The sequence below is a fragment of the Phenylobacterium sp. LjRoot225 genome (assembly GCF_964252855.1).
Classification (GTDB): domain Bacteria; phylum Pseudomonadota; class Alphaproteobacteria; order Caulobacterales; family Caulobacteraceae; genus Phenylobacterium.
On the sequence record NZ_CAXUPL020000001.1, the window covers coordinates 1,937,128 to 1,964,125 of the forward strand.

A 26,998-nucleotide genomic window follows, 5' to 3' on the forward strand; every position below is an offset into this window, starting at 1 on the left:
CGAGGCTACTGCGCCGTTACGGCGAACGTCGTGGCGAGCTGGGCGCGCGAGTCCCCCCCGGCCCAGACATCGAAGACGGCTTCATCCTGGACCCAGCCCTTGGTCTCCGAGCTCCAGTAGCGGAGGTCGTCGGGCTTGAGCGTGAAGCGGATCTTGCGCGTCTCGCCAGGCCGAAGGGCGACGCGCTGAAAGCCCTTCAGCGCGCGCGCCGGACGGGATGCGGTTCCCGACCGTTGATGAATGTACAGCTGCGCCACCTCGTCTCCGGCGCGGTCGCCGGTATTGCGTAAGTCGACGCTCACGCCCACCGGCTCACCGCGGCGGAAAGCAGGCTTTTCGATCTTAAGGTTGCTGTATTCGAACGTCGTGTAGCTAAGCCCGTAACCAAACGGGTAAGTCGGCGACGTGGGCTCGTTCCAGTAACCCTTCTCAGCCCGCTCGGGATGGTTGGAAATCAGCTGCGCGTAGTAGTTCGGCGCCTGCGCCGCGCTGCGGATCCAGGTGAACGGCAGCTTGCCGCCTGGCGTGGCCTCGCCGAACAGCAGGTTCGCCACCGCAGCGCCGCCCTCCGATCCCGGATACCAGACATCGAGAATCGCCCCTGCCCTTGTTTCCTTGAGGTCGAGCGGGCGGGCGCTCATCAGCACCACCACGACTGGCTTCCCGCCCGCAGTGACCGCATCCAGTAACGCCTGTTGGGCGCCGGGAAGCTCGAAGCTGGAGCGCGAGCCGCCCTCGCTGATCATGTTCCAGGCTTCGCCGATCACCACGACTGCGACGTCGGCGTTGCGCGCAAGCTCGGCGGCCCGCCTGATCTCCCCCGCCTCGTCCAGTGGCGCTGCGGAACGTTTCGGCTTGCTCGGGCCAGGCGGGGGGTTGAGCGGCTCCGGCAGCCGCACGCCTTCAGAGTAGTCGATGCGGACGGAAGAACCGAACTTCGCCTTCAGCGCGGCCAGCAAGGTGACCGCCGACGGCTTGTTCTGGTCGAACACCCAGGGGCCGAGCGTGTCGATCTCGGAGTCCGCCATCGGACCGATGAGGGCGATTGACTTGATCTTCTTGCGATCGAGCGGCAGGAGCCCGCCCTCGTTTCGCAGCAGCACAGCCGAGCGTTCGGCAGCGACGCGGGCGAGCCGCCGGTGCGATGGATCGTTCAGCACAGCCTCCGCCTTGACCGGATCCACATACGGCTGCTCGAAAAGCCCCATGCGGATCTTGGCCTGGAGCACGCGGCGAACCGCCTCGTCGACTGTCGCTTCGGGAATCCGGCCAGCCTTGAGCGCCGCAGGGAGGCTGTTCATGGCCGGCACGCCCAAGGGCGGCGTCATCTCCAGGTCCAGCCCCGCCTTGACGGCGCGCGAAGCGGCGTCCTCGGGGCTGGTGGCGAGCCCCTGCGTCTGGAGCTTCACGACGGAGCCCGAGTCGCTCACGACGAACCCTTTGAAGCCCAAGTCCTTGCGCAGGATCTTCGTCAGCAGCTCAGTGTTGGCCGCGGCTGGCACGCCGTTTACGGCCATGTAGGCGGCCATGATGTTGCCAGCGCCCGCGTCCACTGCGGCCTTGAACGGCGGCAGATAGACGTTCCAGAGCTCGCTTTCCGAGAGGTTCACCTCGGCGTAGTCACGTCCACCGAGCGAGGCGCCATAGCCCGCGAAATGCTTGGGCCCGGCGATGATCCGGCCGGGAGCTCCCAAGTAGGGCCCCTGAAAGCCGCGGACCTGGGACGCGGCCATGACCGAGCCGAGGTAGGGATCTTCACCGGCCCCTTCGACGATGCGGCCCCAGCGTGGGTCGCGCGCAATGTCGAGGTTGGGCGCAAACGCCCAGTGCACCCCGACCGCCCTCGCCTCGGCCGCCGCCACAGCCTGCGCCTGCTCCACGATTTGCGGATCCCAGGAGGCGGCCATGCCGATCGGCACGGGGAAGATGGTCCGAAAGCCATGAATGACATCGAAGCCGAACAGCACCGGAATCTTCAGTCGCGATCTCTCGACGGCTATGCGCTGCAGCCGATTGATCTCGACCGGATCGGTGACGAACAGGAGCGAGCCGAGGCCGGTCGTCTCCAGCGCCTGGAGCGACGCCTTATTCACCGGCGGCGCAGGCTGCATGTAGAAGTACTGCGTGAGCTGAGCCGCCTTCTCCTCAGCGGTCATCTGAGCAACAAGACTGCTCGCGCGCGCGGTGACAGCGGCGTCGTTCATCGTTGCGGCTAGGGGCTTGGCAGGAGCAGCCACCAAGGGCGCGCCGGCAAACAGCGCGAAACAGACGCCGGCCAGCAAGGCCCTGCGGCCGACGATCATGGTTTGCGGCATGGCTTTCCGTGGCTTCCATGGAATTTCAGGCTGAGCGGCGGTGCATCGGTTCACGTGACCGTCAGCCGGGCTGACTTCAGGGCGGCCGAACTCGCCCCCGCCGAGATGGTGAAGTCGCCCGGTTCCACGCGCCACGCCATGTCGATGGTCCAGAACGCAAGGGCGTCGGGCCCAAGCTCGAAGCGCAGGGTGCGCGTCTCTCCCGGGAGCAGCGTGACCCTCTTGAAGGCTCTAAGCTCAAGCATCGGCCGAGGGACTGAGCTGTAGTCGTCGCGGATGTAGATCTGGACGACCTCGTCGCCCGTGCGATCGCCTGTGTTCGTCACATCCACTTCTACGACCGCCGTCTCGCCGGGGACGATCTGCGGCTTGATGAGGCGAGGCGCAGAGATCTCGAAAGTCGTGTAGCTGAGGCCGAAGCCGAACGGGAACAGCGGCTCTCGCTTGCCCTCGAGGTATTGGTTCTGGTCTGCGGTCGGATGGCGATCGTAGTGGACGGGCAGCTCGCCGACACTGCGGGGAAAGCTAACGGGAAGCTTGCCGCCGGGGTTTGCCCTTCCGAACAGGATGTCGGCGAAAGCGTTTCCGCCCTCCTGTCCGAGGTACCAGCCCTCCAGCAGCGCGTTCGCCGTCGCCGCCAGCCGCGTAACGGCCAGCGGCCGGCCGTTCAACAGCAGGGCGACGATCGGCTTGCCCGTCGCCACGATCGCCTCGACCAGCTGGTCCTGGTCGCCCCAAAGCCGGAGGGTGCTGCGGTCGCCTGGCAGCGCCTGATCGACCGCCTCGCGGGTGAGCGCCGGCACGTCGCCTAACACGAGGAGCACCACGTCCGAGCGGTTGGCCACGGCGACAGCTTCGGCGATGCGGGCGCGGTTGTCCGCCTCGGGCGGCTGCGCGATCGGCGAATAGCTGAGGTGTCTGCCCTGTCTATCGGGCGGCGTGATCCAGACGCCCTCCGCGTGCTCGATCGCAACGCCGGCCGGAGCCCCTCGCCGCACGCCCTCGAGGATCCCGACGGCCCGGGGCGCGTCGCCCGAATAGCCGCCGAACAGCGGCTCGACGGCGTTCGGACCGATGACCGCCAGCTTCAGTCCGGCCTTGGGCTCGAGCGGCAGGACGCCGTCGTTCTTCAACAGGATCAAGGCCTTCTCGGCGGCCTTCCGCGCGAGGCGGACGTCGGCTGGCGTGTTCGCGCCGGCGCGCGCGCGGCGCGCATCGACATAGGGGTTCTCGAAGAGGCCGGCCTCGAACTTCAGCGCGAGGATCTGGGCCACCGCTGCATCCACCTGGGCGACCGGGACCCGGCCGGAGCGGACGAGATCGGGCAGGCGCGCATAGGCCGCGCCTTCCGGCAGGTCGGCGGCCACACCGGCCCGCATGGCCAGTACCGCGGCCTCGTCCTTGGTGGCGGCGACGCGATGCTGGTCCATCAGATTGCCGACGCCGCCGTAGTCGCTCATGTAGACCCCACGGAACCCGAGCTGCTGGCGGCCGGTGGTCTGCAGGAGCTCGCGGTTCTCGTGCGAGGGGACGCCCTGCACCTCGTTGTAGGAGGGCATGATGATCGCCGGATCCGCCGCCTTGATGATCTCCGCGAAGGGGGCGAGGTAGGCTTCGCGCAGGGTGCGCTCGCCGACGTCCGCCGGCGCGATGTTGAGGCCGCCCTGGGGCGCGCCGTGGACGAAATGCTTGAGGGTGGCGAACACCCGATCGCCTCCGAGCGGACGGCGCCGGCCCTGCAGCCCGCGGACCGCCGCCACGCCCATCTGCCCCACCAGGTAGGGATCCTCGCCAAAGAACTCTTCGACCCGGCCGTAGCGGGGATCCCGCGCGAGGTCGATCACCGGGGCGAGCGCGATCGTCGCGCCGCGCAGCCTGGCCTGCCGCGCGGCCACGGTGAAGACCTGCTCGACGAGATCGGGATCCCAACTGCTCGCCAAGCCCGGCGGGATCGGGAAGATGGTGGTGTCGCCAGCCAGCAGCCCGTGCGCCAGCTCGTCATGGAACAGGGCCGGAATCCCCAGCCGGGTCTTCTCCACCAGGAACCGCTGGATGGCGTTCACCAGCGCGACGGTGTCCTCGATGCTCCGGTACGGGGTGACCTCCCATTCGGGATAGCCGCGGATGTCGCCGGGCCGGGCCAGCTGGCCGATGCCCTGGCCGATCGACGTCGCGGCCCGCTCAGCCGAGAACCGGCGCTGAGCGTCGAGGAGCTCGACCTTGGTCTCCCACATGCAACGAAGCTGGGCGGCCTTCTCCTCCAGCGTCATGCGCGCCAGGAGATCGTTCACGCGGACCTGGATCGGCGCGCGCCGGTCCTTGTACGGCGGAGGCGCGGCGGCGACCGCGGGCGCCGCCGCGGCGAGCACGCTCGATGCGAGCAGGGCCCGCCGCGAGATCGTCGTCCGTTGATCCGTCACCTCGCGGCTACCTGACCACGACCCGGACGCGGCCGAGATTCTGGATCCGTGCATACGGGGTCTGACGATCGCCATTCCTCTGAGACACGGCCCGAAGCGCCGGGAAGTAGGTTCCAGGTCTGCTGAAGCGGCAGGTGGTGGTCACGCTGGCGATCCCCGCGCCCGCGGCCGTCGCTGAGTGCTGGGAGAAGGTCCCCTTCCCGTCGCAGTCCCAGTCGGCGGCGACGATCGAGCCGGCGCCGGGCGGCGTCTCGATCCTGCCGCGCAGGGTCACGGGCTGGCCGACGGAGATCTCGGCGCGCTCGGCCCCATCGACCTTCAGCACGACCACCGGCTGGACGCCCCGACGCTGTGCCGCCGTCGGCGCGACGATCACCTGGCCGTCGACGACCTTGTAGCTGGTGGACGCCGGCGGAGGCGTGCCCTTCTCCACCCAGGCGGCAAGATCGCGCAGCGCCTGGTGCAGCACCGGCACATAGCTGACGACACGCGTCGGGTCCTCGCCCATGCCCTTCGGATTGAAATCGCCATGCACTGCGTGGTTGGTGAACCAGACGCGGACCATCTGGTCGGTCCGATCGCCGAAATGCTGGCGCACCCGGGTGCGGTACCAGTCGGCTTGCCAAGGCATCGCCTCGCGGTCCCACAGCGACTCCAGGATGATTATCTTGCCTTGGATCTCGCCGGTCTCCTTGCGGCCGACCGTGGGGATGAACATCGGCCCGAGCAGCTTTGGCCGCTGCGGATACTTCGGCGAACCGTCCGCATTGCGGAATTGGTCCCAGACGTAGAAGCCCTCGCTGAGCGGCGGCGTCTGGTGTCGATGGTAGGTCTCCAGGGCGAGGAAGTTCGAGTTGTCGACCTGTATCTCGTCGCCGGGTGCAATCTGCCGGGCGACGTCGGGGTCGGCGGTGCCGAGCACGACGACGTCGCCGACGATCCGCGCGAGCGGCAGGCGCTTGCCCTTGGCGGCGCCGCTCAGCACCACGAGATCGCCGCCGATGAAGGTGACCGTCGGCGGAGGGGCCGCCAACCGGAAGGCGGCGATCCGCTCGCCCGCCGCGCCTGCTGGGACCTTGAAAGCGGTGTCCACCCCGCCCTGCTGGTGCTCGCTCGAGGCGTCGATGTTGATCCGGGCGCGGGCGGCGTCGGCAGCGGTGATCGGCTGGGCGACCTTGCTCGCAAACTGCAGCCGGGCGTCGGCGAACTGCTCGGGATGGTCGTGGCCGAGGTAGCCGGGCTTGGTCCAGAAATCGGTGAAGTAGGTGGGGTCGGCGGCGGCGATGCCGGGGTACAGGGCGGCCAGGCCGTGAATGCCCATGGTGCGCCACATGTACCAGGACTGCGGCGGGAACCCGAGCCGGGTCACCTCGCGCAGCGCGTCCACCTGCAGCGGGCTCAGGCCCGCGTAGATGTCGCCGCCGCCGCCTGGGCTGGCGGCGTCGACCACGTTGTTGAGCTTGGAGCCGACGATCCGCATCGCCCGGATCCGCGCGGTGAACATATTCGGGATCGCCTGGGTCGAGCCGACGACATAGGGGACCGCCCCGTCCCACACCCCGCGGGTGTTCTCCATCAGGCCGATCGTTCGGAACGCCCCGCCCGAGCCGCCGAAGGCGTAGCCGTACGGCCGCTTCCCGCCGTACATCTGCTGCGCTACCACGCGCGAGTAGGCGGCCGCGGCGGCGTTGGCCCGATAGCCGCTGATGGTCGGGTCGACCTTCAGCGTCGCCATCTTCCCCAGGTCGAAGACACCGCCGGTGTTGGTCTCGACGAAATAGGCGCCGCTGTCGATCGCGAAGCCGATCTTGTTGTCCTCCCCCGTCGGGTTGGACTGGCTCGTGTTCTCGGAAATTGGGACCGGCGTGATGTACTGGAAGAAGCGCCCCCGGTAGTGCGCCTTCGGCGGCAGGTAGAAGGAGAACCGGGTCTCCGTCCCCTTGAACCCGCCATGCACATAGCGATGCCTGACCGGCGCATCCCGCCATTCGTCGACGTCGATATAGGGCTGGGCGAACAAGGGATCCCCGTCGGGACTGTAGAGCGCCGGCGTCGGCTCGGCGGCCTGGACCGGCGCGCCCGTTCCGCAGATCGCCAGGACGACGGCGAGCGCCGTGACGCAACGACGCCGGGTCGCGCCAAACCAACCTGACGTCGAACGGGGCTCAGCCCGTCCGGAAGCAACGCTCTGCAGCACCTGCAACTCCGCTCTCTCTAAGGTGGGCTCCCGCATTCACCACCGCGCCTGGAGCGTCCGAGCCACACAGCTTGCTCGCTGCGTCCGGTCCGCTCAGGAAAAAACAGGCGCCTCCGGCGAGCGGAGGCGCCCAGTCGGCGGGCGCAAAGGGAGGTCATGCGCCCGCAGGAACCTAGAAGTCCTTGTGCACGCCGAACTGCACCAGGCGCCCAAGGGTGAAGCCGTTGGCGTAACCTGGAGTGCTTGAGCCAATCGACTTGAAGACGGGCGGATCGGTGTCGAAGAGATTGTTGATGTTGAGCGTCAACTTGAGGTCCTTGGGCAACATGCTGCCGTCCGGAACGTCGTACTTGAAGAACAGGTTGACCGTGTTGAAGGCGTGAACCCGGTCTTGCGGAAGGCCGGTCGCAGTCGGGGCGCCGGTCGCTGAAGGATTGCAGACCAGCGTCGTCGTCGTCGTCGTGTCGCAGCGGGTCACCCCATAACCGCTGCTGTGGTTGAGTGTCACTTGGGCACGGAAGTTACCGACATCTGCTCCGACCGTCGCCGACAGCTGCAGACGGCTGGCCCCATTGGTCGAGATAATCGTACCGCCGGGAAGTCTCCGGAACTGCGGGTGGAGCTCGTCAATGACCGGCGCGCCGGCGCCCGTCTGGCTTGTGCGGTCGAGGGTGTAGTTCCCGGACACGCTGGCGTCGATCCCACCGAAGTCCGTCGCTTTGCGGTAGTTGACGGTGAAATCAAGGCCTTCGATATCTAGAGTGCCATAGTTGCCCGAGCGGAAGTCGATCAGCTCGTAGATCGGGCAGATCCCCGTCGCCTGATTGCACAGCGGCGTCGTACGGGCCAGAACGGCGGCCGCATTCGGGACGCCTGAGCCATTCACGAAATTCTGCAGCTGGGTCAACGTCACGCCGTTGACGTTAGACACCACGTTGTTCGGGAAGTTCGCGAAAATCCCCGCGTTCGGCGTAGGCTGTCCGATGATGTTCTTGAATTTGACGTTGTAGTAGTTCGCGCTGGCGTGCAGCCCTTCGACAACCGGCGGGTCGATGTCGAAGCCCACCGACCAGGTCTTGGCCGTTTGCGGCCTCAGATTGGGGGTCGACCCTTGAATGGCGAGCAACCCTGAGACCCTGGGGACATCGCCGGGCTTGACGAATGCATTGAACGGAACAAAGCCGCCGCCAAAGAAGGAATTCTTAAGGCTGCCGAGCTGATCGACCGGCGAGGGAGCGTTGAACGAGGTGCTGTAGTTGCCTCGGAATCCGAGCCACGAAACAGGTTTGAAGTTGACGCCGACCTTCGGATTCGTCGTCCCACCAAAATCGCTAAAATGGTCGTAGCGCACCGATCCGGCCAGCGTCAGCGAGTAGATGAAAGGCATCCGATTGCCTTCGCCGACAATGGGCACGTTCAACTCACCGAACGCGGAATGGATGTTGCGGCTGTATGGGACAAAGGGCGTGGTTGCGAGAGTACCGACCGGTTGGTCCGCAAGGACGACCGCCTGCCGGAAGCTGTCGTGCATGTACTCATAGCCGACGGCCAGCTTGATGTCGCCGCCGGCCCAGGACCACAGCGTGCCGTCAAGGATCGGACGGATGTTCGTCAAGCTTTCCTTGCCCTGTGCGGCTTGTTCAGAGTTGATCAATCGCTGGATGTTGGCGAGGTCGTTCGCTCCCGCCCCCGGGTTGTAGAAATTGATCGAAGTCGCCGCCGTCGTACCGGTTGCGAATTGGTTCAGCAGCGTATTGTTGATTGAAGCAAAGTGGTAATTGCTTTCACTCTCGCTGAAGTTGAAGAGGGTTCGCAGGCGCCAGTTGTCGTTTAGCTTGGCGTCAAACTCGCTGTTGGCGCCCCATTCTTTGATTTCCGATCCCGAACGCAGGCTGCTTCTGCCCAATAGCGGACTCAAGTTGAAGAACACGGTCTCTCTTGCAGTCGGGCTCTGCCCCGGAACCGGGGTATAGTAAAACTGGGAACTGGTCACAGTCGCACTGCTGGTCCAGTCGCCGAAAGACGTCGCCTTGCGCTGACCGTAGAAAACCCTGAAGTCGGCTGTCAGCCAGTCCGTAAGCTCCTGGTGCAATCCGACGAGGGCGCCGTGTCGGGTGCTGCTGGGAACGACGCTGCCGTTGCCATAATCGCAGGCGTTCGGTGTCGTCGACGTCAAGCCGGGCAGCGCAAAGACGTTGGGGGTGCCGGTAATCTGGACGTTGGCGGGAAGACACACGCGACCGCGCGGCGTGAGGTTGGGCGAGAGCCAATCTACGTCCCTGATGAAGTCGCGATCGCGGCCAAACAAGGCGCTGTTGTGCTGGTAGTTATAGGCGGCGAAGATCGAGCCCGAACCCCAATCCTTGCCCGCCATGACACCGGCGTCATACTGCTTGTAGTTGTCGGCGAAGCCGTAATGGGCCTGGGTCTTGAGTCCATCGAAGCGCTTGCGAGTGATGAAGTTGATGACCCCGCCGACGGCGTCGGACCCGTAAGTGGCCGATCCGCCATCCGTGACCACTTCCACCCGCTCGATCGCGATCGGCGGAAGGATGTCAGGATCGATGGCGTTCTGCGTCACCCCAACAGGTGCGATGCGGTGGCCGTCGAACAGAACGAGGGTTGAAGCAGACGAGCTGGTCTCGCCCGCGAGATTGCGCAGGTTCGGCCGGGCCACCTGGATCTGGTTGGCGGCGACGCCAAGCCGCGCGGTCGCCACGTTGTTGAACAGATTGCTGACCTGCGGGACGCTCGCCAACAGCTCGTTCGCGGTGGTGGCGCCGGTCGAGGTGATCTTTTCCTGGCCGACGCTGATCAGATTCGAGCCGACCGGCGGCGCGCCGCGCAGGAGCGTACCCGTAACGACGATCTCGCTCATGACCGACGACTCTTCCGAGGCGTTGGCGACACCGCCAGCGGCTTGCTTATCGACCTTGGCTGTCTGCGCAGCTTCCTGGGCGACCGCGTAGACCGGAGCCAAGGCGATGGTGGCGACGCTGGCGCACATTGCCAGACGTAGCGAACGAACAAATGGAAACATCAGCGACGTGCGATGGCGCAGCAGCATAATTGGTTACCTCCCCCAAAGTTTCTCGTTGCGATGCCGCGCCATTGTTGGTTGCGCTAACATCGCCGGTTGTTTCCTCGCGCGCCCGGCGGGCGTCGTGAGGCTGTTGAAATAGGCTGTTCCAGCCGGCGTGCGGGTGCGGCCGTTCAAGCCGCCCCGCCGAGACTTGACCCCAAATTGTCCGAGTATATCTCCCCGCTAGAGACGACGCATGGAAGTCGGCATTGTGTGCGATCTGGGCCATTTTATCTCGGGAAGGCCGTTGCGCATTCAAAGCGGCCGCGTTTTTCGCGTCGTGTCGGCGGTGGCGCTGCGGAGATGTCGCAACGTCTAAAGAAAAGTAGGTGATGCGGGAGTATGTTCCGCGGCGGGAGCCCACCTGGAAAAGGCGAAGCTGATATCGTGGGGCTGTGCGTCCGCGCGTGATCGGCCGAAGCGGGCCGCGGCTTCGGGTCGGCGCGGGGCAACGCGCCGATCACCAGCTACTCGGCTTTAATCGGGCTAAGAGATGCGGGTTCGTCACTCACCTCAAGCGCCTACCCTCGGCTCCAGCGCGCGCAGTAAGCGCTGTCGGAACTCCCGTGGCGTCACCCCGGTGGCTCGGCGGAAAACATAGGTAAAGGTGGACTGAGAGGCGAAGCCGAGGCTCGTCGAGATCGATTTTATACTCTCGTCCGTAGCGAGGCGCCGTTTTGCTGCCTCGATCCGGCTCTGGGAGACATACTCCCGGATCGAGCACCCGCGGGTCGCACGGAACGCGCGGGTAAGTTGCCGAACCGACAGGTCGCAAAGACTCGCTAGCTCAACAAGTGTAGGGATTTCTCCGCCTTGCATGAGACGCTTGTCGATAACCTTGAGCCGCCACGCGGCCAAGCCGCACACCTTGGTCGACTCGCCGACCGACATTAGGTAGCGGGCGATCTCGACGGACAGCAGTTCGACGAGAGCCTCGCAGACCTCTCGTTTTGCGAGACGGCTCTCTCGAACTTCTTCCGATAGCCGGATCAACAAGCTGCGGATCTCGGGGCTTGAGATGTCGAGCAGCGCTTCTAGCCGGTTGTCGGACCATTCGAAATCGGCAGGGAGCCAGCGGTTCACGTCCTCCGCATGGAGAGTGCAGATGAGCGACAGATGCCGGCGCCCCTCATGTTTAAGTTCCAGCTGAAAGCCGGGCGGAAGGACGACGACCGATCCGAGCGGGGAGTAGCGGTGTGGCGCCCAGCGGTCGATGTACCGAGCTCGCGCGGACCGGGGCGTGATGCACAGGTCAACCCAGAAGATATTGTCGCGGAAGAACCTATGTGTGTTCGGGCGCTCGTGATTGAGGCGCATCAGCAAAAGGTGGGCGGACGAAAGCCGAAGCTCCGCCGCCTTCGTAAGCCTGGGCGCTGTTCCGCTCTTGGTCGCACGTTTGGCAATCATCTCTGGATCTTCGCGGACAAAAACTGCGATCCGTTACAGTTCGTGTCGCGGCCCGACGGCCTGCGGCTGAACCGCACGGGTTAGTCGGCCATACCGCGACGCAGGTCCTCCATCGCCAGGTCGATCAGTTCGAGGCAGGCGGCGCGAGCGCGTTCGGCATCGCGATCCGCAATGGCGGCGAACAGCGCCTGGTGTTCCGGCGTGGCGTCGCGTGAAAGACGACGCTTGCGCTGCTTGAAGAGAGTCGAGGCCTCAACTGCGGTGGAGATCGTCCGGGTAAGGGCGATCACGGCTGGATTGCCGGTCGCGGCGAGCAGGAGGGCGTGGAACCGTCGATCCGCGAGCTGACCTTCGCGCCGTTCGAAGCCGAACTGTTTGATTTCCTGGATCGCGTGGCCGAGCTGCGCGAGTTGTTCGGAGGTCCGCCGCTCGGCTGCGAGAGCCGAGGCGGCCGGCTCGACAATGCGACGCAGCTCAAAAAGGGAGAGGACGAAATCCTCCGTCGGCCCGGCCTCGAAAGTCCAGCCGAGGACATCCGGATCGAGGATGTTCCATTCGCTGTGCGGGGACACGGTCGTCCCGGATTTGGGCCGGCTGGCGACAAGGCCCTTCGCTGCGAGGATGCGAATGGATTCGCGGTACGCCGTGCGGGAGATGCCGAGTTCAGCGCTGGCTTCCACCTCGTTCGGCAAAGCCGCGCCGGACGGGTGGCGGCCCGAGATGATGTCGATCGCGAGGTCGCGCGCGATCCGATTGTGGATCATCACCCCGGGCGACGACGCCCCCTCGGGCTCTGGGGCGCGGCCCGTCGCTATCGCCAAACGGGCTCGAGCTGCTCTGGCCACTCGATTCGGTCCCCACGGAATTCCTGCAAAAAGCAGTCAGTACGTAGCGCGTCCTCCGGAAATGTCGAACGTTGCACCCGTCGAGAAGCTGCACTCGTCGCTCAGCAGCCAGCAGATCATCGACACGACCTCGTCCAGCTCCCCGAAGCGGCCCATCGGAATCTTGGACTTCATCATCTCAATCTGGCTTTCGGGCATCTGCTCGAGCAGCGGGGTGACAAAGACCGCCGGGGTGACCGCGTTTACGAGCACGCCGGTCTGGGCGAGTTCTTTTGCAAACCCCTTGGTGAACCCCACGACCCCGGCTTTCGCCGCTCCATAGGCCGAAGCGTTTGGGTTCGGATCCTTCGCGGCGATCGACGCCAGGTTGACGATCCGGCCGTAACCGTTGGCGATCATGTAGGGGGCGAGAGCACGACAGGCATAGAAGACGCCGTTCAGGTTCACCTCGATGACGCGCCGCCAGCCCTCGAGCGGAAAGTCCACCACTGGCGCCGTGGGGCCGGTGATTCCCGCCGAGCACAGCAACAGGTCGACGCTTCCAAGCGCCCTCTGCGTGTCCTCCGCCGCCGCTGCGACCGCGGCCGGGTCCGAAACGTCGACCGCGCTGGTGTGCGCGGCGCTGATCTCGCCTGCAGCCTCGAGGAGGGCTTGCGGATTGAGGTCCCAAAGTGCGACGCGCGCACCTTCGTTGGCGAGCCGCCTGGCCACGGCCCTGCCCGCGCCCGAGGCGCCGCCCGTGATCACCGCACAACGCCCGCTAAACCGTCCAGGGAACATGGGCTTCTCCCCACCTTGAGGCGCGGCCGTCCGCAGCCGCAATCTAGTCTGACTAGAATGGCGGGCCGCGGAATGCAATCGACGGCGAGCGCCGGCAATTCCAGCCGGATTACGCCCGGATCGTTCGCCGATCCCCCGGCAAGCCGAGCTGCTGGAAGCCGTCTGAGGCCCGTTCGACACACCTCATCTGTTGTCTGAGTACAATTGACTTCCACTGAACCATTCCGCATGTCGGGGCGGCGCGGAGGAGCACGGCCGATGCGAAAGATGTCGTCGGCGAGCCGGTCGCGCCTGCCCAGGAGCAGACGCTCTGACAGTCGTTCACGCGTTCAGCGACGCTCGTCGCCGCTCAGCCCAATCCAAAGGAGTTTCCAATGAAATTGGTCCGCTTCGGCCCGCCCGGCCAGGAGAAGCCCGGTCTGATCGACGCGGCCGGCTCGGTCCGCGACCTCAGTGGCCAGGTCGCGGACATTTCGGGAGATGTCCTTTCCGCCGCCGGCCTCGCCGGGCTGGCGGCGATTGATCCGCAAACGCTGCCGCTGGTCACCGAGCCGGTGCGCTACGGCCCTCCGGTCGCCGGCGCCCGCCAGTTCATCGCCATTGGCCTGAACTTCGCCGATCACGCGGCGGAGACCGGCCAGGCGGCGCCCAGCGAGCCGATCATCTTCACCAAGGCCGTCTCCTGCATCCAGGGTCCGGACGACGACGTGCGCAAGCCGCGCCTGTCGACGAAGATGGACTGGGAGGTCGAGCTCGGGATGGTGATCGGCGCCCGCGCGTCCTACGTCGCTAATGACCAGGCGATGGACTATGTCGCCGGGTTCTGCGTGGTCGACGACCTCTCCGAGCGGCAGTTCCAGATGGAGCGCGGCCCGACCTGGGACCGCGGCAAGGGCTGCGAGACCTTTGGACCGGTCGGACCGTGGCTGGTGACCAAGGACGAGATCGCCGACGTCCAGAACCTCGACATGTGGCTCGACGTGAACGGCCAGCGCATGCAGACCGGCAATACGAAGACGATGATCTTCGACTGTGCGACCATCGTCTCCTACCTCAGCGAATTCATGGTGCTGCTGCCCGGCGACATCATCACTACGGGCACCCCGCCGGGCGTCGGTATGGGCATGACCCCGCAGGTCTGGCTGAACGAAGGCGACGTGGTCGAACTCGGCATCGAGAAGCTCGGCCGTCAGCGGCACAAGGTCATCGGCTGGAACGAAGGCCGCTGAGATGAGCGGCCCTCGGCTGAAGGGAAAAACCTGCTTCGTCACCGGCGCCAGCGCGGGCGTCGGCGGGCGGCTGTTCCCGGCCGCCGCGGCCCGGCCGTACTGAAATCGGCGTGCGCGAGGTCCCGTTCACGACGCGGCGCTTCGGTCCCGCCGACAGCGGCGCCCTGGTTGCGACACTGCGCACGATCGTCGGGCGCCGCCACGTTCTGACCGGTCCCGCCACAGTGTCAGCCTATGCCACCGGCTATCGCACTGGCGGCGGGCCGGTCGCCGCCGTCGTGCGCCCGGGATCGCTGATCGAGCAGTGGCGAGTGTTTCAGGCCTGCGTCGCCGCCGACCACATCGTGATCGCTCAGGCGGCCAACACCGGCCTGACGGGCGGCTCGACGCCGTGCGGCGATTACGATCGGCCAGTTGTCATCATCAACACCCTGCGGATCAAGGGCGTCTTTCCGCTGTCCGGCGGCCGGGAAGTCGTCTGCCTGTCGGGCGCGACGCTCCATGAGCTCGAACGTGTCCTTTCACCGCTCCGGCGCGAGCCGCATTCGGTGATCGGCTCGTCCTGTCTCGGCGCGTCGGTCGTCGGCGGGATCTGCAACAACTCGGGCGGGACCCTCGTCGCCCGTGGGCCTGCTTACACGGAGTACGCTCTCTATGCGCAGGTCGAGGCGTCAGGCGAGGTCGTGCTGCGCAACCACCTCGGCCTGCGGCTGGGCGACGATCCCGAGCGGATACTGGCTGCGCTGGACGCCGGGGCGTTCGGCGACCTCGATCTCGTCGACGAGGGCCGCGCCGCCTCCGCCAAAGACTACGAGGGTATCGTGCGCGACATTGATGCGCAGACCCCCGCGCGCTTCAACGCCGATCGCCGGCGGTTGTACGAGGCCTCGGGAAGCGCCGGCAAGGTCATGGTCTTCGCAGTGCGCGTGGACAGCTTCGCGAAAGCCGAACGCCCAACGACCTTCTACATCGGCTCGAACGCGTCGGGGGACCTGACCGCCATTCGCCGCCGAATGTTGGCGGAGTGCCCGTTTCTGCCGATCTCGGCGGAGTACATTCATCGCGAGGCTTTCGACATCGCCGCTCGCTACGGCAAGGACACCGTGCTCGCGATCCGCTGGCTCGGCGTGCAGCGGCTACCGAGACTCTTTCAACTCAAGGCTTGGGTGGATCGGCTGGCGAAGCGCGCCTTGATCCTGCCCGCAGATCTCTCCGATCACCTGCTTCAGGCCGCCTCGCGTCTCTTTCCGGACCACCTGCCGCGGCGCATTCGGCAATACCGCGACCGCTTCGAGCACCATCTGATTCTGAAGATCCCCGAGGCCGCGGCGCCATTTGTTCGGACCCTCCTTGGCGAGATGTTCCCCAGCCCACAGGGGGAGGTCTTCGAGTGCTCCCCCGAGGAGGCCGAGCGGGCGTTCCAGCACCGCTTCGCCGTGGCTGGCGCCGCCGTGCGCTACCGTGCGATCCACCGATGCGACGTTGAGGACATCGCCGCCGTCGACATCGCCCTTCGTCGCGACGACCGCGACTGGTTCGAGCGCCTGCCCGCCACCATCTCCGACCGGCTGGTCGCCAAGCTCTACTACGGCCACTTCTTCTGCCACGTATTCCATCAGGACTACGTCGTGCGCAAAGGCGTCTCGGCCATGGCCCTTGAGCACGAGATCCTTGCGTTGATCGAACAGCGCGGCGGGGAGTTTCCTGCCGAGCACAACGTCGGCCATCTTTACTGCGCCAAGCCCGAACTCGCCGGCCACTATCGGCGGCTCGACCCAGGCAACCGTCTCAATCCCGGGATCGGTCATACGAGCCGCAATCGCGATTGGATGTCCTGACTAGGTCCAGGCTCACCAGTGGGAGCGCGCCGCCGGGCGCAGCCTCGCTGTCACGCCCATTTGGCATAAAGTTCCTTGCCCATGGGTCGGGAGATTGCCTGACGAGTTCATCCGCCGCTTCCTGATCCACGTCCTGCCCAGCGGATTCCACCGCATCCGCCACTACGGCCTGTTCGCCAACCCCGCCCGCGCCGCCAACCTGGCCAAGGCCCGCGCCCTGCTCCAGGCGCCGCCGCCATCCGCGGCCGACGCCAGCGCCGAGCCGGAGGCGGCCGCAAAGCCGCCGATCGCCTGCCCCAGCTGCGGCGGACGCATGGTCCTCGTCGAGGTCTTCGAGCGCGGCGGCGCGCCCCGCGGCGCGCGCCGCCGCGGCCCGTGTTCAGGATCGACTCCTCATGAGGCTGAAAGACCACCTCATCTCGAACCGCAGAAACAAGATGTCCTGCAGCGCACAAGACCTGCGTGTAATATCGCGCGATGACCGCGATGACTGGAGCCGAACGGAACAAGGCCGGCCGAACGGCCAAGCTGTCGAAGGCGGCGGAACTTCGACTTCCGTCGGCACACATTCTGCTGATGCGCCTCAACCACAATGGTCCGGATGAACACATGTTCTTTCGCGAGGACATATTCTGGATCGATCTGTGCATGACCCCACGGCGCCCGGACGCACGCGCACGCTACGTCGATCGGTGGGGGCCGCATCGCTATGTCGGCATGGGCTCGATCATCGCACTTCCCCCGGGATTTCAGCTGGAACTGAAACACGAGGGCGGACGGCATCTCTCGCTGATCTGCGCCTTGCAGGCGCGGGACGTTCATCGGTGGCTTCCCCCCGACTTCGAGTGGACGGATCGGCGCCTCGAAACCTTGCTCGACATCTCCAGCTCAGAAATTCGGGGCTTGATGCTCAGGCTTGCCGAGGAAGTCCGAGAATCCCGCTTGGCCGCACTTGAGCTATGTGAAGCGCTCGTGGTGCAGCTCTCTGTCGAAATCGCCCGCTACCTTACGGGCGTTGGCGAGCCGACCGAGAACGGCGGACTCGCCGCCTGGCGACTAAAGGTAATAGACAAGCGGCTCGCGCAGGCCGGCGAACCGCCTACGCTGGTCGAGCTGGCGAGCCTCTGCGATCTCTCGGTCCGGCAGCTTACCCGCGGGTTTCGAACCACCCGCGGGTGCTCGATCGGCGACTACATGGCGCAGAATCGCATCGAAACGGCCAAGCGGCGTCTCGCCACCGACGAGAGCATCAAGTCAATCTCCACAGGCCTGGGATTCTCATCTCAATCCACCTTCACCTACACGTTCCGGCGAGCGACCGGCTTCACGCCGCGCGCGTTCCGCAACCGCCTGCTTCGCGCCATCGAGCCCAGAGTGCGTCCGCTCTAAGTCGCCGGGGCGTCAAGCTCACGGAGCTCGGCGGCGATCGACATCCGCTCCCAAAGGTTCTTGCCGCCGGTCTGTCTGAGCAGCAGCTCCAGCGCCTCGCGCTTCACCAGGCGGCCGAGCGCGGAGCCGGGCTCGGCTGCGAGAGCCACGTCCAGCATGTGCAGCGCCTCGAGGGGTTTTTCCTCCGCCACGAAGATTCGCGCCCGCTCGACCAGCCGGTCGGCGCCGCCGGCGAGTTCCGCGATAGCGGGCGCGACGCTTGACGGCGGAACCCCATAGAGCTCGGTCGTGCCCCGGGCCGGATCGAACCAGCCGGTGTACTCGTGCCAGATAGCGCGCACGTTCCAAGCGACCTTGCCGTACTCCTCGGTGAGCGTGAGTTCGAGAGGCGTCTGGATCTCACGCATGAGGGTGCGCAGGTCGACGCCCGCGTTCATCCCCTCGACGGTGCGGTCATGCACCCATTGAACGGAGTCGATGATGCGACTGATCTCGCGACGGATGTTATCGACCCCGCTGATCGCCTCGTGGCCAGTGAGAACCAGCTCCGGCCCAAGCGCACGCAGGGTCATTACCGAGTTGATGAACTGCAAAGCCGAACGCGGCTTGTCCCCGCGGAGCGTATTCAGGTTCGGGTGGTTGCCGAACAGAGGCCCGAACAGGTTGCCGACGATGGCGATCTTCTCTTGCGGAAGCCATACGATCACCGCCGAGCGCGTTTCGCCGCCGGGTGTCCAGATGATCTCAAATCGGCGGCCGCCGAGATCGAAGGCGTGGCCTTGGTCGTCGATCAGCAGGTCTGGCGGGACCTCTCTCGTGGGGATCATCGCCTCTGTGCTGCCTGTGATCGTCCCGAATATGCGACGCGAGCCGCGCCGGTAATGCGCTGACAGAGCCTCGGCGTTGGCCCGGTCCTCGGCGTAGGTCCGGTGGGCGATCACGGTATTTTCGGACGTCTTGTAGACCTCCAGGCCGCCGTATTGATTGGCGTGACTCTGGGTCAGCACGATGTAGCGGACCGGGTGGCTTGAGACCTGAGCGAACAGCTCGCGTCCGCGGCGCGCGTCGGCCAAGGTCCCAGCGTTCACGAGCACATCGCCCTGCGGCGTGGTGACGAGATAGCTGTTACCGACACCGCGCGACTCCCAGATCCCAGGCGCGCGTTCAATCGCCGCGGCTTGGCCTTCACCGGACTTCACGAGCTCTGCGACTTTGAGCCGATCGTCCGAGCGGCGCTCTTGGTCAGTCATCTAAGGCTTCCTTGAACCGATCCCGATTGATCCGACGCCGCGCCGCGGTCGCGCAATCGCCGCCTCGAGGTTTGGGCCGCTCGCGACGGCCTTCTGGCTGGCCGACGACAATCTGGCCGCGCAGCCACAAACAGCCGGCTTTGATCATCAAGCGCCAAGGCCGAAGCTCGCCGCAACACAACAGGGGCCTCGCCCAAAGCCCGACCGGTCAGCTCAAGCGCGACTGGACGCTTCGACTTGGCCCGTTTTTGCGGAACGCCGGATGACTCTGACCTTCGAAGACATCGTGAACGCTGCGCGCGAAAAGGCCCGTACGCCCGATCCTGACACCGACACCTGGAAGGAAGGCCTGGAGATCCTGCTGCGAGACCACGAACGCGAGGGCAGGCTCACGGAGCGCGGCTGGGCGATCGTCAAGAACCGCTACGTCGAGACGCTGGCGGCGCGAATGCAGGTCGATGACTACATCCGCAAGACCCCCGCGGTCGTTGAGGCGCCGATCAAGCGGCCGGTCTTTATCCTCGGGCTGCCGAGAACCGGCACCACCATGCTCAGCTACATGCTCGACGCCGATCCGGCGAACCGCTCGATGCTCCGCTGGGAGGCATACAATGCAGCGCCGCCTGCGGCGCCTGGCGCGCTGAAGACCGATCCGCGTTGCCTCGCCGAGATCGCCAAAGACGAGACCATGCTGAAGATGGCGCCGAAGGTCGCCGCCGCCCACTTCGAGCCGGGCGACGGGCCCACGGAATGCGTCCACCTGGTGGCCCAGGACTTCCGGTCGCTGATGCTGGCGGTCACGACGACAGTCCCGACCTACCACGACTGGATCCTCTTCACGGACATGGAGAGCGCCTTCGAGCACCGTAAGCGGGTGCTACAGATCCTGCAGAGCAGCAACCCCGGTCGCTGGGTGCTGAAGATGCCGTCGGACTCCCTCTTCATCCGCCAGCTGTTCAAGAGCTTCCCGGACGCGAAGGTGATCTGGACCCACCGTGATCCGTACGCCGCCGTCGGATCTTCGTTCGGCATGCGCGGCGGTTCACGCCCGATGTTCGAGATGGACGAGGGGCGCGACTACATGCGCCAGCGCTTTCCGCTGCAGCTCGCGCTGCACGCCGCGCGTCCGCTCGAAGTCAGCCGCGAACGACCGGACGACATCTTTCACTGCTACTACGACGATCTCGTCGCCGACCCGCTGGCGCAACTGAAGAAAATCTATCGCTGGCTCGGCGACGAATGGACCGACGCTGGTGAAGCCGGGATGCGGGCCTGGCTGCAGGACAATCCGCAGAACAAGCGCGGCAAGCACACCTATTCCCTGGCCGAGTGGGGCCTCTCGAAGAAGGACCTCGAGCCCTACTTTTCCGATTACCTGCGGGCGCACCCGGTCGCCTCCGGCGTGGAGGCGTGAAGATGGCGCGCAATCTCTTCGACCTGACCGGCCGCGTGGTTCTCGCCGCCGGCGCCAACAGCGGCATCGGCCTCGGCTTCCTGAGGGGCTGCGCCCGGCAGGGCGCCGATATCGCAGGGCCGGCGGCCTACCTGGCCTCCGACGCCTCGCGCTTCCACACCGGCGACATCCTGGTGGTCGACGGCGGGCGGACGGTGAAGTCGCTGTGATGGGTGCGGGAAAGACGGAGAACCTGACGTGAGCATCACCTGCGGCTTCATCGGCCTCGGCGACCAAGGTGGGCCGATCGCGCGCCGGATGATCGAGGGCGGCTTTGCGACGGTGCTGTGGGCGCGCCGGCCGGAGAGCCTGGATCCATACCGGGACACGTCCGCCCGTTTCGCTGCAACGATCGCAGAGCTGGGTGCGCAGGCGGAGCACGTCGGACTCTGCGTGGTCAACGACGACGACGTGCGGCAGGTCTGCGAGCAGCTGGTTCCCGCAATGCGCCCCGGCAGCCGGATCGCCATCCACTCCACCGTTCACCCCGACACTTGCCGCGCCATTGAGAAGCTGGCCGGAGAACGGGGTGTCTGGGTTATCGACGCCCCGGTCAGCGGCGGCTCGCCGGCGGCGAAGGCGGGAGCCCTGACCCTAATGTTGGGGGGGGACCCGGATGTCATTGCCGCAGCGCGGCCGGTTTTCGAGACCTTCGGTCGGCTTATCGTCCGCCTCGGCGACGTGGGGGCGGGCCAGCACGCGAAGCTCATCAACAACACCCTGCTGGCCGCGAACATCGGACTGGCCGACATGGCGCTGGCGGTCGGCGCGGAACTTGGAATCACCAAGCCGGCGCTGGTCGAGCTCCTCCTGGCGAGCAGCGCACGGAGCTTCGGCCTTGAGGTTCGCGCCCGCATGCCCGAGCCCAGCAGCTTCGCCCACGGCGCGGCCCTGCTGAAGAAGGATGTGCGGCTGCTCGGCGAGGTGCTGGGGACGGAGGCGGCGGCGTTCGTCGCGCTTCGCGATGCGGCCGCAGACTTCCTCGAGCGCGCTCTGGCCGGGACCTCGACGCCATCGTGACGGGGGCGAGGATGACCCCCAACCCTGTCTGCGGCTTCATCGGCCTGGGCAGCCAGGGGGCGCCGATCGCCCGGCGCATGATCGATGCGGGCCTGCCGGTCCTGCTTTGGGCGCGGCGGCCGCAGACGCTCGCGCCGTTCAGGCAGACCTCTGCGCGGATCGTCGACAGCCTCGCTGACCTCGCGGCCGGCGCCGAGCACATCGGGCTCTGCGTCATCGACGACGCCGCGGTCTTGGAGGTCTGCGATCAGCTCATCCCGGCGATGCGGCCGGGCGGGCGTATCGTCATCCATTCCACGACCTTGCCGCAGACCTGCAAGGCCGTCGCTCTCCAGGCGCGGCGATACGGTGTGTCGGTGCTTGAAGCTCCGGTAAGCGGCGGCGCGCCGGCCGCGCAGGCCGGAACCCTCACGGTCATGACGGCTGGCGATCCTGAGCTTCTCGAGCGCGCGCGCCCGGTGCTCCAGACATTCAGCAACCGCATCTTCCACCTGGGCGATCACGGGGCCGCCCAGACGGCGAAGCTGGTCAACAACTCCCTGCTAGCGGCGAACCTGGCTCTGGCCCACCAGGCTTTGACGGCTGGCGAGGGCCTTGGTCTCGATCGTGCGTCCCTGCTCGAGCTGTTGCAGGCGAGCAGCGGCCGAAGCTTCGGCCTGGAAGTGCTGTCGCGTCAGCCGAGCCTGCGAGGCTTCGCGAACGCAGGTGCGCTCGCCGACAAGGTGCGGCTGCTCAGCGAAGCGGCGGGTGATGCGACGCGCGCCGTGGAGGGCCTGCGCGGCGCAGTCGCCTCGATGGGCCTGAGGACTTTCGATGTTTCGGGCGCCTTGAGCCCATGTCAGCGCGGGAACTGCAGATGAATCTGGTCCAATCCGCATCCGCGCCGGGACGCTGCCTCCGGCCACGATAACTTTCCTGTCGGCGGCCGAAGCTGGCAATCCGGCGTGCAGGTGAGCACACGCGACCCGCCGGCTCAGAGCCCGCGGCCGCCCGTCACGAGGTGATCGCCACCACCCGCGCGGTCCACGAGGACCTTCGAGCCAGCAAGAGACGACGAAGCGTTAGGGAGACCAGGACAGGTGGACAAAACGGCGCGATCCGGCTCAGCCGCAGCGGAATGGCGGGCGCACTGGCCCGCGGTCCTGGCGGCCATGGCCGGGTTTTCCTTCTACTCGGTCGGCAGCTACACGACCGGGCTCTTTATGGAGCCGCTGGCGAAGGAGTTCGGCTGGGGCCGGGCGCAAATCTCGGCCGGCCTGCTCGTGACCTCGCTCATGACGATCCCGATGTCGCCGTTCATTGGGGCGTTGATCGACCGCTGGGGCTCGCGCAGGCTCGCCATCCCCGGGATGGCGCTCGCCATCGCGGCGGTCGCCTCCTTCGCGCTGGCGAACGGAAACACCACTCAGTGGCTGCTGCTCTGGACCTTCTACGGCCTGGCCTCGCTGCTGATCAAAGCCACCGTCTGGACGGCGGCCACCTCCAACCTCTTCACATCCGGTCGTGGCCTGGCGCTCGGCATTGTCCTGTGTGGATCGGCGCTGACTCAGACGATCGCCCCGGTGCTGGCGGAACGGCTGATCGACGCCTTCGGCTGGCGGCAAGCCTATGTCTGGATTGCGCTTGCCTGGGGCGGGCCGGTGCTGCTCCTGATCGTCCTCTTCATGTTCGAGCCTGGTGATCGACTGAGGAAGGGGCGCAGCGCCTCGCGGGGCGCCGGGTCATCCGCAGCCAGCGCTGGACTGGGCTTCGGCGAGGCTTTCCGCAACCTCCCGCTCATCCGCCTGGGCGTCTCTACCCTGCTCTTCATGTTCCTGTCCGTGGGCGTCCTCATCCACCAGGTGCCGATCCTGACTGAGGCAGGAGTGTCCCGTTCCCATGCGGCCTTGCTCGCAAGTCTGGGCGGAATCGCCGGCATCGTCGGCAAGCTGGTCACCGGCTGGGCCAGCGATCGCGCCGATGGCGGCACAGTGGGTGCGATCACCCTGGGATCGACGGCGATCGCCTTCGCCCTGCTGCTCGAGCCGTTGCGCTCGCCGCTGACGATCGTGATCGCCATGATCATCATTGGCTACGGGTCCGGCACCAAGCTGCAGATCACCGCCTACCTGACCGGACGCTACGGCGGGCTGCGCAACTTCGGCAAGATCTTCGGGGTGATGGCGAGCCTCATCGCCGTGGGAGGCGGCCTGGGGCCGATCGCAGCCGGCGCCGTTTACGACCACTTCGGAAGCTACGGTCCGTTGCTGCTCATCGGCATCCCCGGGGCACTGCTGTGCGGGCTGCTGATCTTCCGGCTGGGGCCGTATCCGAAGTGGGCTGACGCGCCGCCGCAGGTGGCCGCGCCCAGTCCCGCTGGCGCTTGAACAAAAAGCTGCTAGTCAAGCTGAGCATAACCAAGGACGCAGACCGACGACGATAGCGCGGCCCGGATCCGCGCACGCGAGGCGCCAATCCCGGGTCAGCCGCAAAGGCTCGCGCCCCTGCCGGCCGAGGCCTGTGGGCGGCCGCCGCTCCGAGCGATAGATCGACGATGTCCTCGTCCCTGCGCCGCGGATCAGCGAATGATGTTCGGATACTGTGTGTGCGGCGCGACCTTGTGGGTCTCGCGGTACGAGGGCGGCTGGCGGCCGCCTTCGTCCGTGATCCCGTACTCGCGCGCGAGTTCTGCGCCGATCAGAGTCTGACCTGAGCGCTCCATCAGCTTGGGGTCATTGTAGAGCGCCCAGATTACGTGGCCAGTAAACTCCGGCGTCTCGATCTGGTCTTGGAGATAGGCGTACTTGTCGGGCTCAGCCTCGATGATGGCCTTCAGCCGATCGGTGAGCAGGGCGCCCATCCAGATCGAAATCGCGGCGACGCCGAAGTCTTTTAAGTCCACAGCCATGTCGGCGGCGAACTTGTCCATGCCAGCCTTGTGCGCGCCATAGGCGGGGCCGAACACGTAGTGGACGGCGCCCGAGGCCGAGGTGAAAACCACCAGGCCGCGCCGGTGCTCGACCATCTTCGGCGCGGCGCGCCAGGTCGCCACGTAGCCGCTGCGAAGCCCGACATCCATCAGGTCGACCAGCTTGAGCGGCTTCTCCCAGAAGTTTCCCGGCGCGTTCAGCTCGTCGTAGATGGCCGCCGCGTTGTTCACCAGGATGTCGATCCCGCCCTGCTCGCGCTCGACGCGCTCGATCAGGTCCAGCACCTGGGCGTCGTCGCCCGCATCGCAGCGCACCGCGATCCCCTCGCCGCCCGCAGCGGTCACCGCCTGGGCGGTCTCGTAGATGGTGCCGGGCAAAGGGTGGTCGCCGGCCTTCTCCGAACGGGCCGTGACGTAGACGGTGCAGCCGTGGCTGCCGAGGGCGATAGCGATGCCACGGCCAGCTCCGCGGCTCGCGCCCGTGACGATAGCGACCGGCGCTTTGATCGACATGGCTTGGTCCTCTGCGTTGAGGCGAATGGATTTTCGCCTTCGATGGTCGTCTGGTGCTCGAACTGGCCGCCCTCGCGCTGGGTCAGTTCAGGTAGCGCCCACCGTTTACGCTGAGGGTGTGCCCGGTGATGTAGTCAGCGTCGTCAGACGCCAGGAACGCCACGGCGGCGGCGATGTTCTCGGGGCGGCCGGCTCGCTTCATGGGTGTCCGCGGGGCGAACCCTTCCACGTCGACAGGGGATTCCTGCAGGCCCTCGGTGTTTACGAAGCCCGGCGGCACGTTGTTGACCGTGATCCCGGTCTCGGCGAGTTCCATGGCCAGCGACTTGGTGAAGCCGATCACCGCCGCCTTGGTCGCCGCATAGTGGGTCTGCCGCGCCGAGCCGGTCTGGGCGGACGAGGACGAGATGTTGACGATCCGCCCCCAGCCGGCCTCCAGCATGTCGGGGAGCACCGCCTGGCAGCACAGGAACGGGCCTTTGAAGTTGACCGCAAAAAGATCATCCAGGACCTGCTCGGTGATGTCCTGGAACTTCATGAACGGCGAGAGCGCCGCGTTGTTGACCAGGATGCCTACGCTGCCGAGCTTCGTATGCGTCTCGGCGATTCCGCGCGCGATCTCATCAGCCTTCGCCGAATTGCAGGTCAGCGCGATCGCCTGACCGCCTGCCGCGGTGATCAGGCGGGCCGTCTCGCGGACGCCCTCCTCATTGAGGTCCCAGGCGGAGACCGCCGCCCCGTCGCGGGCCAGGCGCTGGGCGATCGCCCGGCCAAGACCGCGGGCCGCGCCGGTCACGATGGCGACTCTGCCAGAATGCGTCATCTCAGGTCTTCCTATGTTCGAGCCGAACCGTGCAAGCCGCCGCTTACCAGCGCGAGCCGCTGTCTGTGGTGAGCGGGCGGGCGTAGGACGGATCGTCACGGTCGCGGGAGCCGCGCAGGTAACGCGAGCCAGGCAAGGTCTTGCCGGTAGGCAGCGTCGCCTTTCCTTCGATCGCGACTTCGACGGTTGCGCGGCGCAGCACGATCCGCCATTCGCCCTTGCGCTTCTCCAGCCGGTCGATGTAGCGGCCAGCCAGCATGCGTCCGGTCTCCCCGCCCTTGTCCAGGAAGACGCCCAGGCTGTAGCTCTCGGCATGGGCGACGTCGCCGTCGATCTCGCACATGTGCATGGTCACGTTGTGAAGGTTGGCGTCGAACAGGGCGCCGTGCGAGCGGTTGGCGTGCTCGCCGTATTCGCGGCCCGAGATCTGCTTCTCCCCAAGTTCGTGCACCGCGTCGTCATGGTAGCTGCTCGCCACCAGGTCGATGTCGAAGCGGTCGTTTCCACGGGAATTGCGCTTGATGCAGTCGAAGATGGCCTGTCGGTCCACCACCTCCTGCATCCTGGCCTCGAGCGCCGCCAGGCGATCTTCCGTGCTCATTTCGAGTTCTCCGTGTCCGTCCGCTCGAGGCGGCGGTCAGCCCGCAAAGCTGGGCTCCTGTCGGCCGCGCACGCCGATGTCCTCGATGACGAACAAGCTGCCCGCCTGATCATCCACCCCGCTCGAATGAGCGCCCTGGGCTTCGCCGGCCACGTCGTGAGCGATCGTCGTGACGTAAAGCTGGTCCAGCTTCGGACCGCCGAACGCGACGCTCGAGACGTGCTTCACCGGCATCTCGATCACCCGCTCCAGGCGTCCGTCCGCCCGATAGGCGGCGATCTTGCCGGCGCGGAAGAGCGCGACCCAGTAGAGCCCGTCCGCGTCCACCGTAGCGCCGTCCGGCAAGCCGCCCAGGTCGCTGGTGTTCACGAATGGACGGCGGCGGCTCACCGCTCCCGTCTCGAGGTCGTAGTCGTAGGCGTAGGTCGTGCTGATCCAGCTGTCCGAGAAGTAGAACGTCGCCCAATCCGGCGACCAGCAGGGGCTGTTGGAGAAGTGGATGCCGGAATCCAGCTGCGTCAGCCGCAGGTCCGGATCGAGCCGGAAAAGACCCCCCTCCGGGCCGGGATTGGCGAAATTGGCGGTGCTGGCGCCGATCACGAACCGGCCGCGGCCGTCGACCTTGCCGTCGTTGAACACGTGCGGCGGCGGATCCGAGAGCGGGTGCACAAGCTCGAGCGCGCCGGTGTCGAGGTCGAGGAAGTGGATCCCGCTGCGCAGCGTCACGACCGCGCCGCCTCGCTCCCTGAGCACAAGCGTCGTGATCACCGCGGGCATTTCCAGCGTGCGGGAAACGCCGCTCGCCGGGTCGAAGGTGTGGACCTTCCTTCCGGTGTTGTCGATGTAGTGGAGCACCTGCCTGGCCGGATCCCACATCGGGTTCTCGCCACCGACGCAGCGCGGCGCATCGAGCCGGGTGATCTTCATT

20 protein-coding genes and 1 pseudogene are annotated in these 26,998 nt (G+C 66.3%); 9 read left to right on the top strand and 12 right to left on the bottom strand.

The features are described from left to right. Window positions 1-5: 5 nt before the first annotated feature. The 7 genes from ACSQ2B_RS09115 to ACSQ2B_RS09145 form a co-directional block, all read right to left on the bottom strand. Window positions 6-2,315, bottom strand: coding sequence for a glycoside hydrolase family 3 N-terminal domain-containing protein (locus ACSQ2B_RS09115; RefSeq protein WP_436049133.1), 2,310 nt, complete (start codon window positions 2,313-2,315; stop codon window positions 6-8). 50 nt (window positions 2,316-2,365) lie between these two features. Next, a complete protein-coding gene (locus tag ACSQ2B_RS09120) occupies window positions 2,366-4,735 on the bottom strand; it encodes a glycoside hydrolase family 3 N-terminal domain-containing protein (protein WP_436049135.1) in 2,370 nt (789 codons plus the stop codon). A gap of 7 nt (window positions 4,736-4,742) precedes the next feature. After that, window positions 4,743-6,932 carry a hypothetical protein gene (locus tag ACSQ2B_RS09125; protein WP_436049137.1) on the bottom strand — a complete coding sequence of 730 codons (2,190 nt, stop codon included), beginning with the start codon at window positions 6,930-6,932 and terminating at the stop codon, window positions 4,743-4,745. A 172-nt stretch (window positions 6,933-7,104) separates the two neighbouring features. Continuing rightward, window positions 7,105-9,999, bottom strand: coding sequence for a TonB-dependent receptor domain-containing protein (locus ACSQ2B_RS09130; protein WP_436049138.1), 2,895 nt, complete (start codon window positions 9,997-9,999; stop codon window positions 7,105-7,107). A gap of 528 nt (window positions 10,000-10,527) precedes the next feature. Next, window positions 10,528-11,421 carry a helix-turn-helix transcriptional regulator gene (locus ACSQ2B_RS09135; RefSeq protein WP_436049139.1) on the bottom strand — a complete coding sequence of 298 codons (894 nt, stop codon included), beginning with the start codon at window positions 11,419-11,421 and terminating at the stop codon, window positions 10,528-10,530. Window positions 11,422-11,501: 80 nt separating this feature from the next. Then, the gene (locus tag ACSQ2B_RS09140; protein WP_436049140.1) at window positions 11,502-12,185 is read right to left on the bottom strand and encodes a FadR/GntR family transcriptional regulator; all 684 of its coding nucleotides are present in this window, start codon (window positions 12,183-12,185) and stop codon (window positions 11,502-11,504) included. Window positions 12,186-12,302: 117 nt separating this feature from the next. Beyond that, window positions 12,303-13,046: an SDR family NAD(P)-dependent oxidoreductase gene (locus ACSQ2B_RS09145; protein WP_436049142.1), complete on the bottom strand. Its 744-nt coding sequence runs from the start codon at window positions 13,044-13,046 to the stop codon at window positions 12,303-12,305. Window positions 13,047-13,420: 374 nt separating this feature from the next. Here ACSQ2B_RS09145 and ACSQ2B_RS09150 point away from each other — a divergent pair, with 374 nt between their 5' ends. From ACSQ2B_RS09150 to ACSQ2B_RS09165, 4 genes and pseudogenes are all read left to right on the top strand, one after another. Continuing rightward, complete coding sequence (locus ACSQ2B_RS09150; RefSeq protein WP_436049143.1) at window positions 13,421-14,275, top strand: fumarylacetoacetate hydrolase family protein; 855 nt, start codon at window positions 13,421-13,423, stop codon at window positions 14,273-14,275. Between the two features lie 110 nt (window positions 14,276-14,385). After that, entirely contained in the window at window positions 14,386-16,113 is a 1,728-nt protein-coding gene (dld, locus tag ACSQ2B_RS09155; RefSeq protein ID WP_436049144.1) for a D-lactate dehydrogenase, read from the top strand. A gap of 103 nt (window positions 16,114-16,216) precedes the next feature. Further along, window positions 16,217-16,351 (top strand): annotated as a pseudogene (locus tag ACSQ2B_RS09160) (transposase); the annotation flags it as partial. 239 nt (window positions 16,352-16,590) lie between these two features. Next, on the top strand, window positions 16,591-17,502 hold the full coding sequence (locus ACSQ2B_RS09165) for a helix-turn-helix transcriptional regulator (RefSeq protein WP_436049145.1): 912 nt from the start codon (window positions 16,591-16,593) through the stop codon (window positions 17,500-17,502). Here ACSQ2B_RS09165 and ACSQ2B_RS09170 read toward each other — a convergent pair. After that, entirely contained in the window at window positions 17,499-18,752 is a 1,254-nt protein-coding gene (locus tag ACSQ2B_RS09170) for an alkyl sulfatase dimerization domain-containing protein (protein ID WP_436049146.1), read from the bottom strand. The genes ACSQ2B_RS09165 and ACSQ2B_RS09170 overlap by 4 nt on opposite strands. A gap of 262 nt (window positions 18,753-19,014) precedes the next feature. Between ACSQ2B_RS09170 and ACSQ2B_RS09175 the strand changes: the two genes are divergently transcribed. From ACSQ2B_RS09175 to ACSQ2B_RS09195, 5 genes are all read left to right on the top strand, one after another. After that, window positions 19,015-20,166, top strand: a complete 1,152-nt coding sequence (locus ACSQ2B_RS09175) for a sulfotransferase family protein (RefSeq protein ID WP_436049148.1) — start codon at window positions 19,015-19,017, stop codon at window positions 20,164-20,166. A gap of 2 nt (window positions 20,167-20,168) precedes the next feature. Beyond that, window positions 20,169-20,375, top strand: a complete 207-nt coding sequence (locus tag ACSQ2B_RS09180) for a hypothetical protein (RefSeq protein ID WP_436049149.1) — start codon at window positions 20,169-20,171, stop codon at window positions 20,373-20,375. A gap of 28 nt (window positions 20,376-20,403) precedes the next feature. After that, entirely contained in the window at window positions 20,404-21,225 is an 822-nt protein-coding gene (locus ACSQ2B_RS09185; RefSeq protein ID WP_436049151.1) for an NAD(P)-dependent oxidoreductase, read from the top strand. Window positions 21,226-21,236: 11 nt separating this feature from the next. Continuing rightward, window positions 21,237-22,085 carry an NAD(P)-dependent oxidoreductase gene (locus tag ACSQ2B_RS09190; protein WP_436049153.1) on the top strand — a complete coding sequence of 283 codons (849 nt, stop codon included), beginning with the start codon at window positions 21,237-21,239 and terminating at the stop codon, window positions 22,083-22,085. Between the two features lie 219 nt (window positions 22,086-22,304). After that, window positions 22,305-23,591 carry an MFS transporter gene (locus ACSQ2B_RS09195; RefSeq protein ID WP_436049155.1) on the top strand — a complete coding sequence of 429 codons (1,287 nt, stop codon included), beginning with the start codon at window positions 22,305-22,307 and terminating at the stop codon, window positions 23,589-23,591. A gap of 191 nt (window positions 23,592-23,782) precedes the next feature. On the opposite strand, the gene ACSQ2B_RS09200 is transcribed toward ACSQ2B_RS09195, so the two are convergent. From ACSQ2B_RS09200 to ACSQ2B_RS09215, 4 genes are all read right to left on the bottom strand, one after another. Beyond that, a complete protein-coding gene (locus ACSQ2B_RS09200) occupies window positions 23,783-24,646 on the bottom strand; it encodes an SDR family NAD(P)-dependent oxidoreductase (RefSeq protein WP_436049157.1) in 864 nt (287 codons plus the stop codon). An 82-nt stretch (window positions 24,647-24,728) separates the two neighbouring features. Continuing rightward, window positions 24,729-25,469, bottom strand: a complete 741-nt coding sequence (locus tag ACSQ2B_RS09205; RefSeq protein ID WP_436049158.1) for an SDR family NAD(P)-dependent oxidoreductase — start codon at window positions 25,467-25,469, stop codon at window positions 24,729-24,731. Between the two features lie 43 nt (window positions 25,470-25,512). Then, window positions 25,513-26,070, bottom strand: coding sequence for a nuclear transport factor 2 family protein (locus ACSQ2B_RS09210; protein ID WP_436049160.1), 558 nt, complete (start codon window positions 26,068-26,070; stop codon window positions 25,513-25,515). 36 nt (window positions 26,071-26,106) lie between these two features. After that, on the bottom strand, window positions 26,107-26,997 hold the full coding sequence (locus tag ACSQ2B_RS09215; RefSeq protein WP_436049162.1) for an SMP-30/gluconolactonase/LRE family protein: 891 nt from the start codon (window positions 26,995-26,997) through the stop codon (window positions 26,107-26,109). Window position 26,998 lies beyond the last annotated feature (1 nt).

Bases quoted from the DNA above. Each gene is read 5' to 3' on its own strand.
- ACSQ2B_RS09115 (WP_436049133.1), bottom strand. From the start codon at position 2,315: ATGCCGCAAACCATGATCGTCGGCCGCAGGGCCTTGCTGGCCGGCGTC.
- ACSQ2B_RS09130 (WP_436049138.1), bottom strand. From the start codon at position 9,999: ATGCTGCTGCGCCATCGCACGTCGCTGATGTTTCCATTTGTTCGTTCG.
- ACSQ2B_RS09135 (WP_436049139.1), bottom strand. From the start codon at position 11,421: ATGATTGCCAAACGTGCGACCAAGAGCGGAACAGCGCCCAGGCTTACG.
- ACSQ2B_RS09140 (WP_436049140.1), bottom strand. From the start codon at position 12,185: ATGATCCACAATCGGATCGCGCGCGACCTCGCGATCGACATCATCTCG.
- ACSQ2B_RS09145 (WP_436049142.1), bottom strand. From the start codon at position 13,046: ATGTTCCCTGGACGGTTTAGCGGGCGTTGTGCGGTGATCACGGGCGGC.
- ACSQ2B_RS09150 (WP_436049143.1), top strand. From the start codon at position 13,421: ATGAAATTGGTCCGCTTCGGCCCGCCCGGCCAGGAGAAGCCCGGTCTG.
- ACSQ2B_RS09165 (WP_436049145.1), top strand. From the start codon at position 16,591: ATGACCGCGATGACTGGAGCCGAACGGAACAAGGCCGGCCGAACGGCC.
- ACSQ2B_RS09170 (WP_436049146.1), bottom strand. From the start codon at position 18,752: ATGACTGACCAAGAGCGCCGCTCGGACGATCGGCTCAAAGTCGCAGAG.
- ACSQ2B_RS09175 (WP_436049148.1), top strand. From the start codon at position 19,015: ATGACTCTGACCTTCGAAGACATCGTGAACGCTGCGCGCGAAAAGGCC.
- ACSQ2B_RS09180 (WP_436049149.1), top strand. From the start codon at position 20,169: ATGGCGCGCAATCTCTTCGACCTGACCGGCCGCGTGGTTCTCGCCGCC.
- ACSQ2B_RS09190 (WP_436049153.1), top strand. From the start codon at position 21,237: ATGACCCCCAACCCTGTCTGCGGCTTCATCGGCCTGGGCAGCCAGGGG.
- ACSQ2B_RS09200 (WP_436049157.1), bottom strand. From the start codon at position 24,646: ATGTCGATCAAAGCGCCGGTCGCTATCGTCACGGGCGCGAGCCGCGGA.
- ACSQ2B_RS09205 (WP_436049158.1), bottom strand. From the start codon at position 25,469: ATGACGCATTCTGGCAGAGTCGCCATCGTGACCGGCGCGGCCCGCGGT.
- ACSQ2B_RS09210 (WP_436049160.1), bottom strand. From the start codon at position 26,070: ATGAGCACGGAAGATCGCCTGGCGGCGCTCGAGGCCAGGATGCAGGAG.
- ACSQ2B_RS09215 (WP_436049162.1), bottom strand. From the start codon at position 26,997: ATGAAGATCACCCGGCTCGATGCGCCGCGCTGCGTCGGTGGCGAGAAC.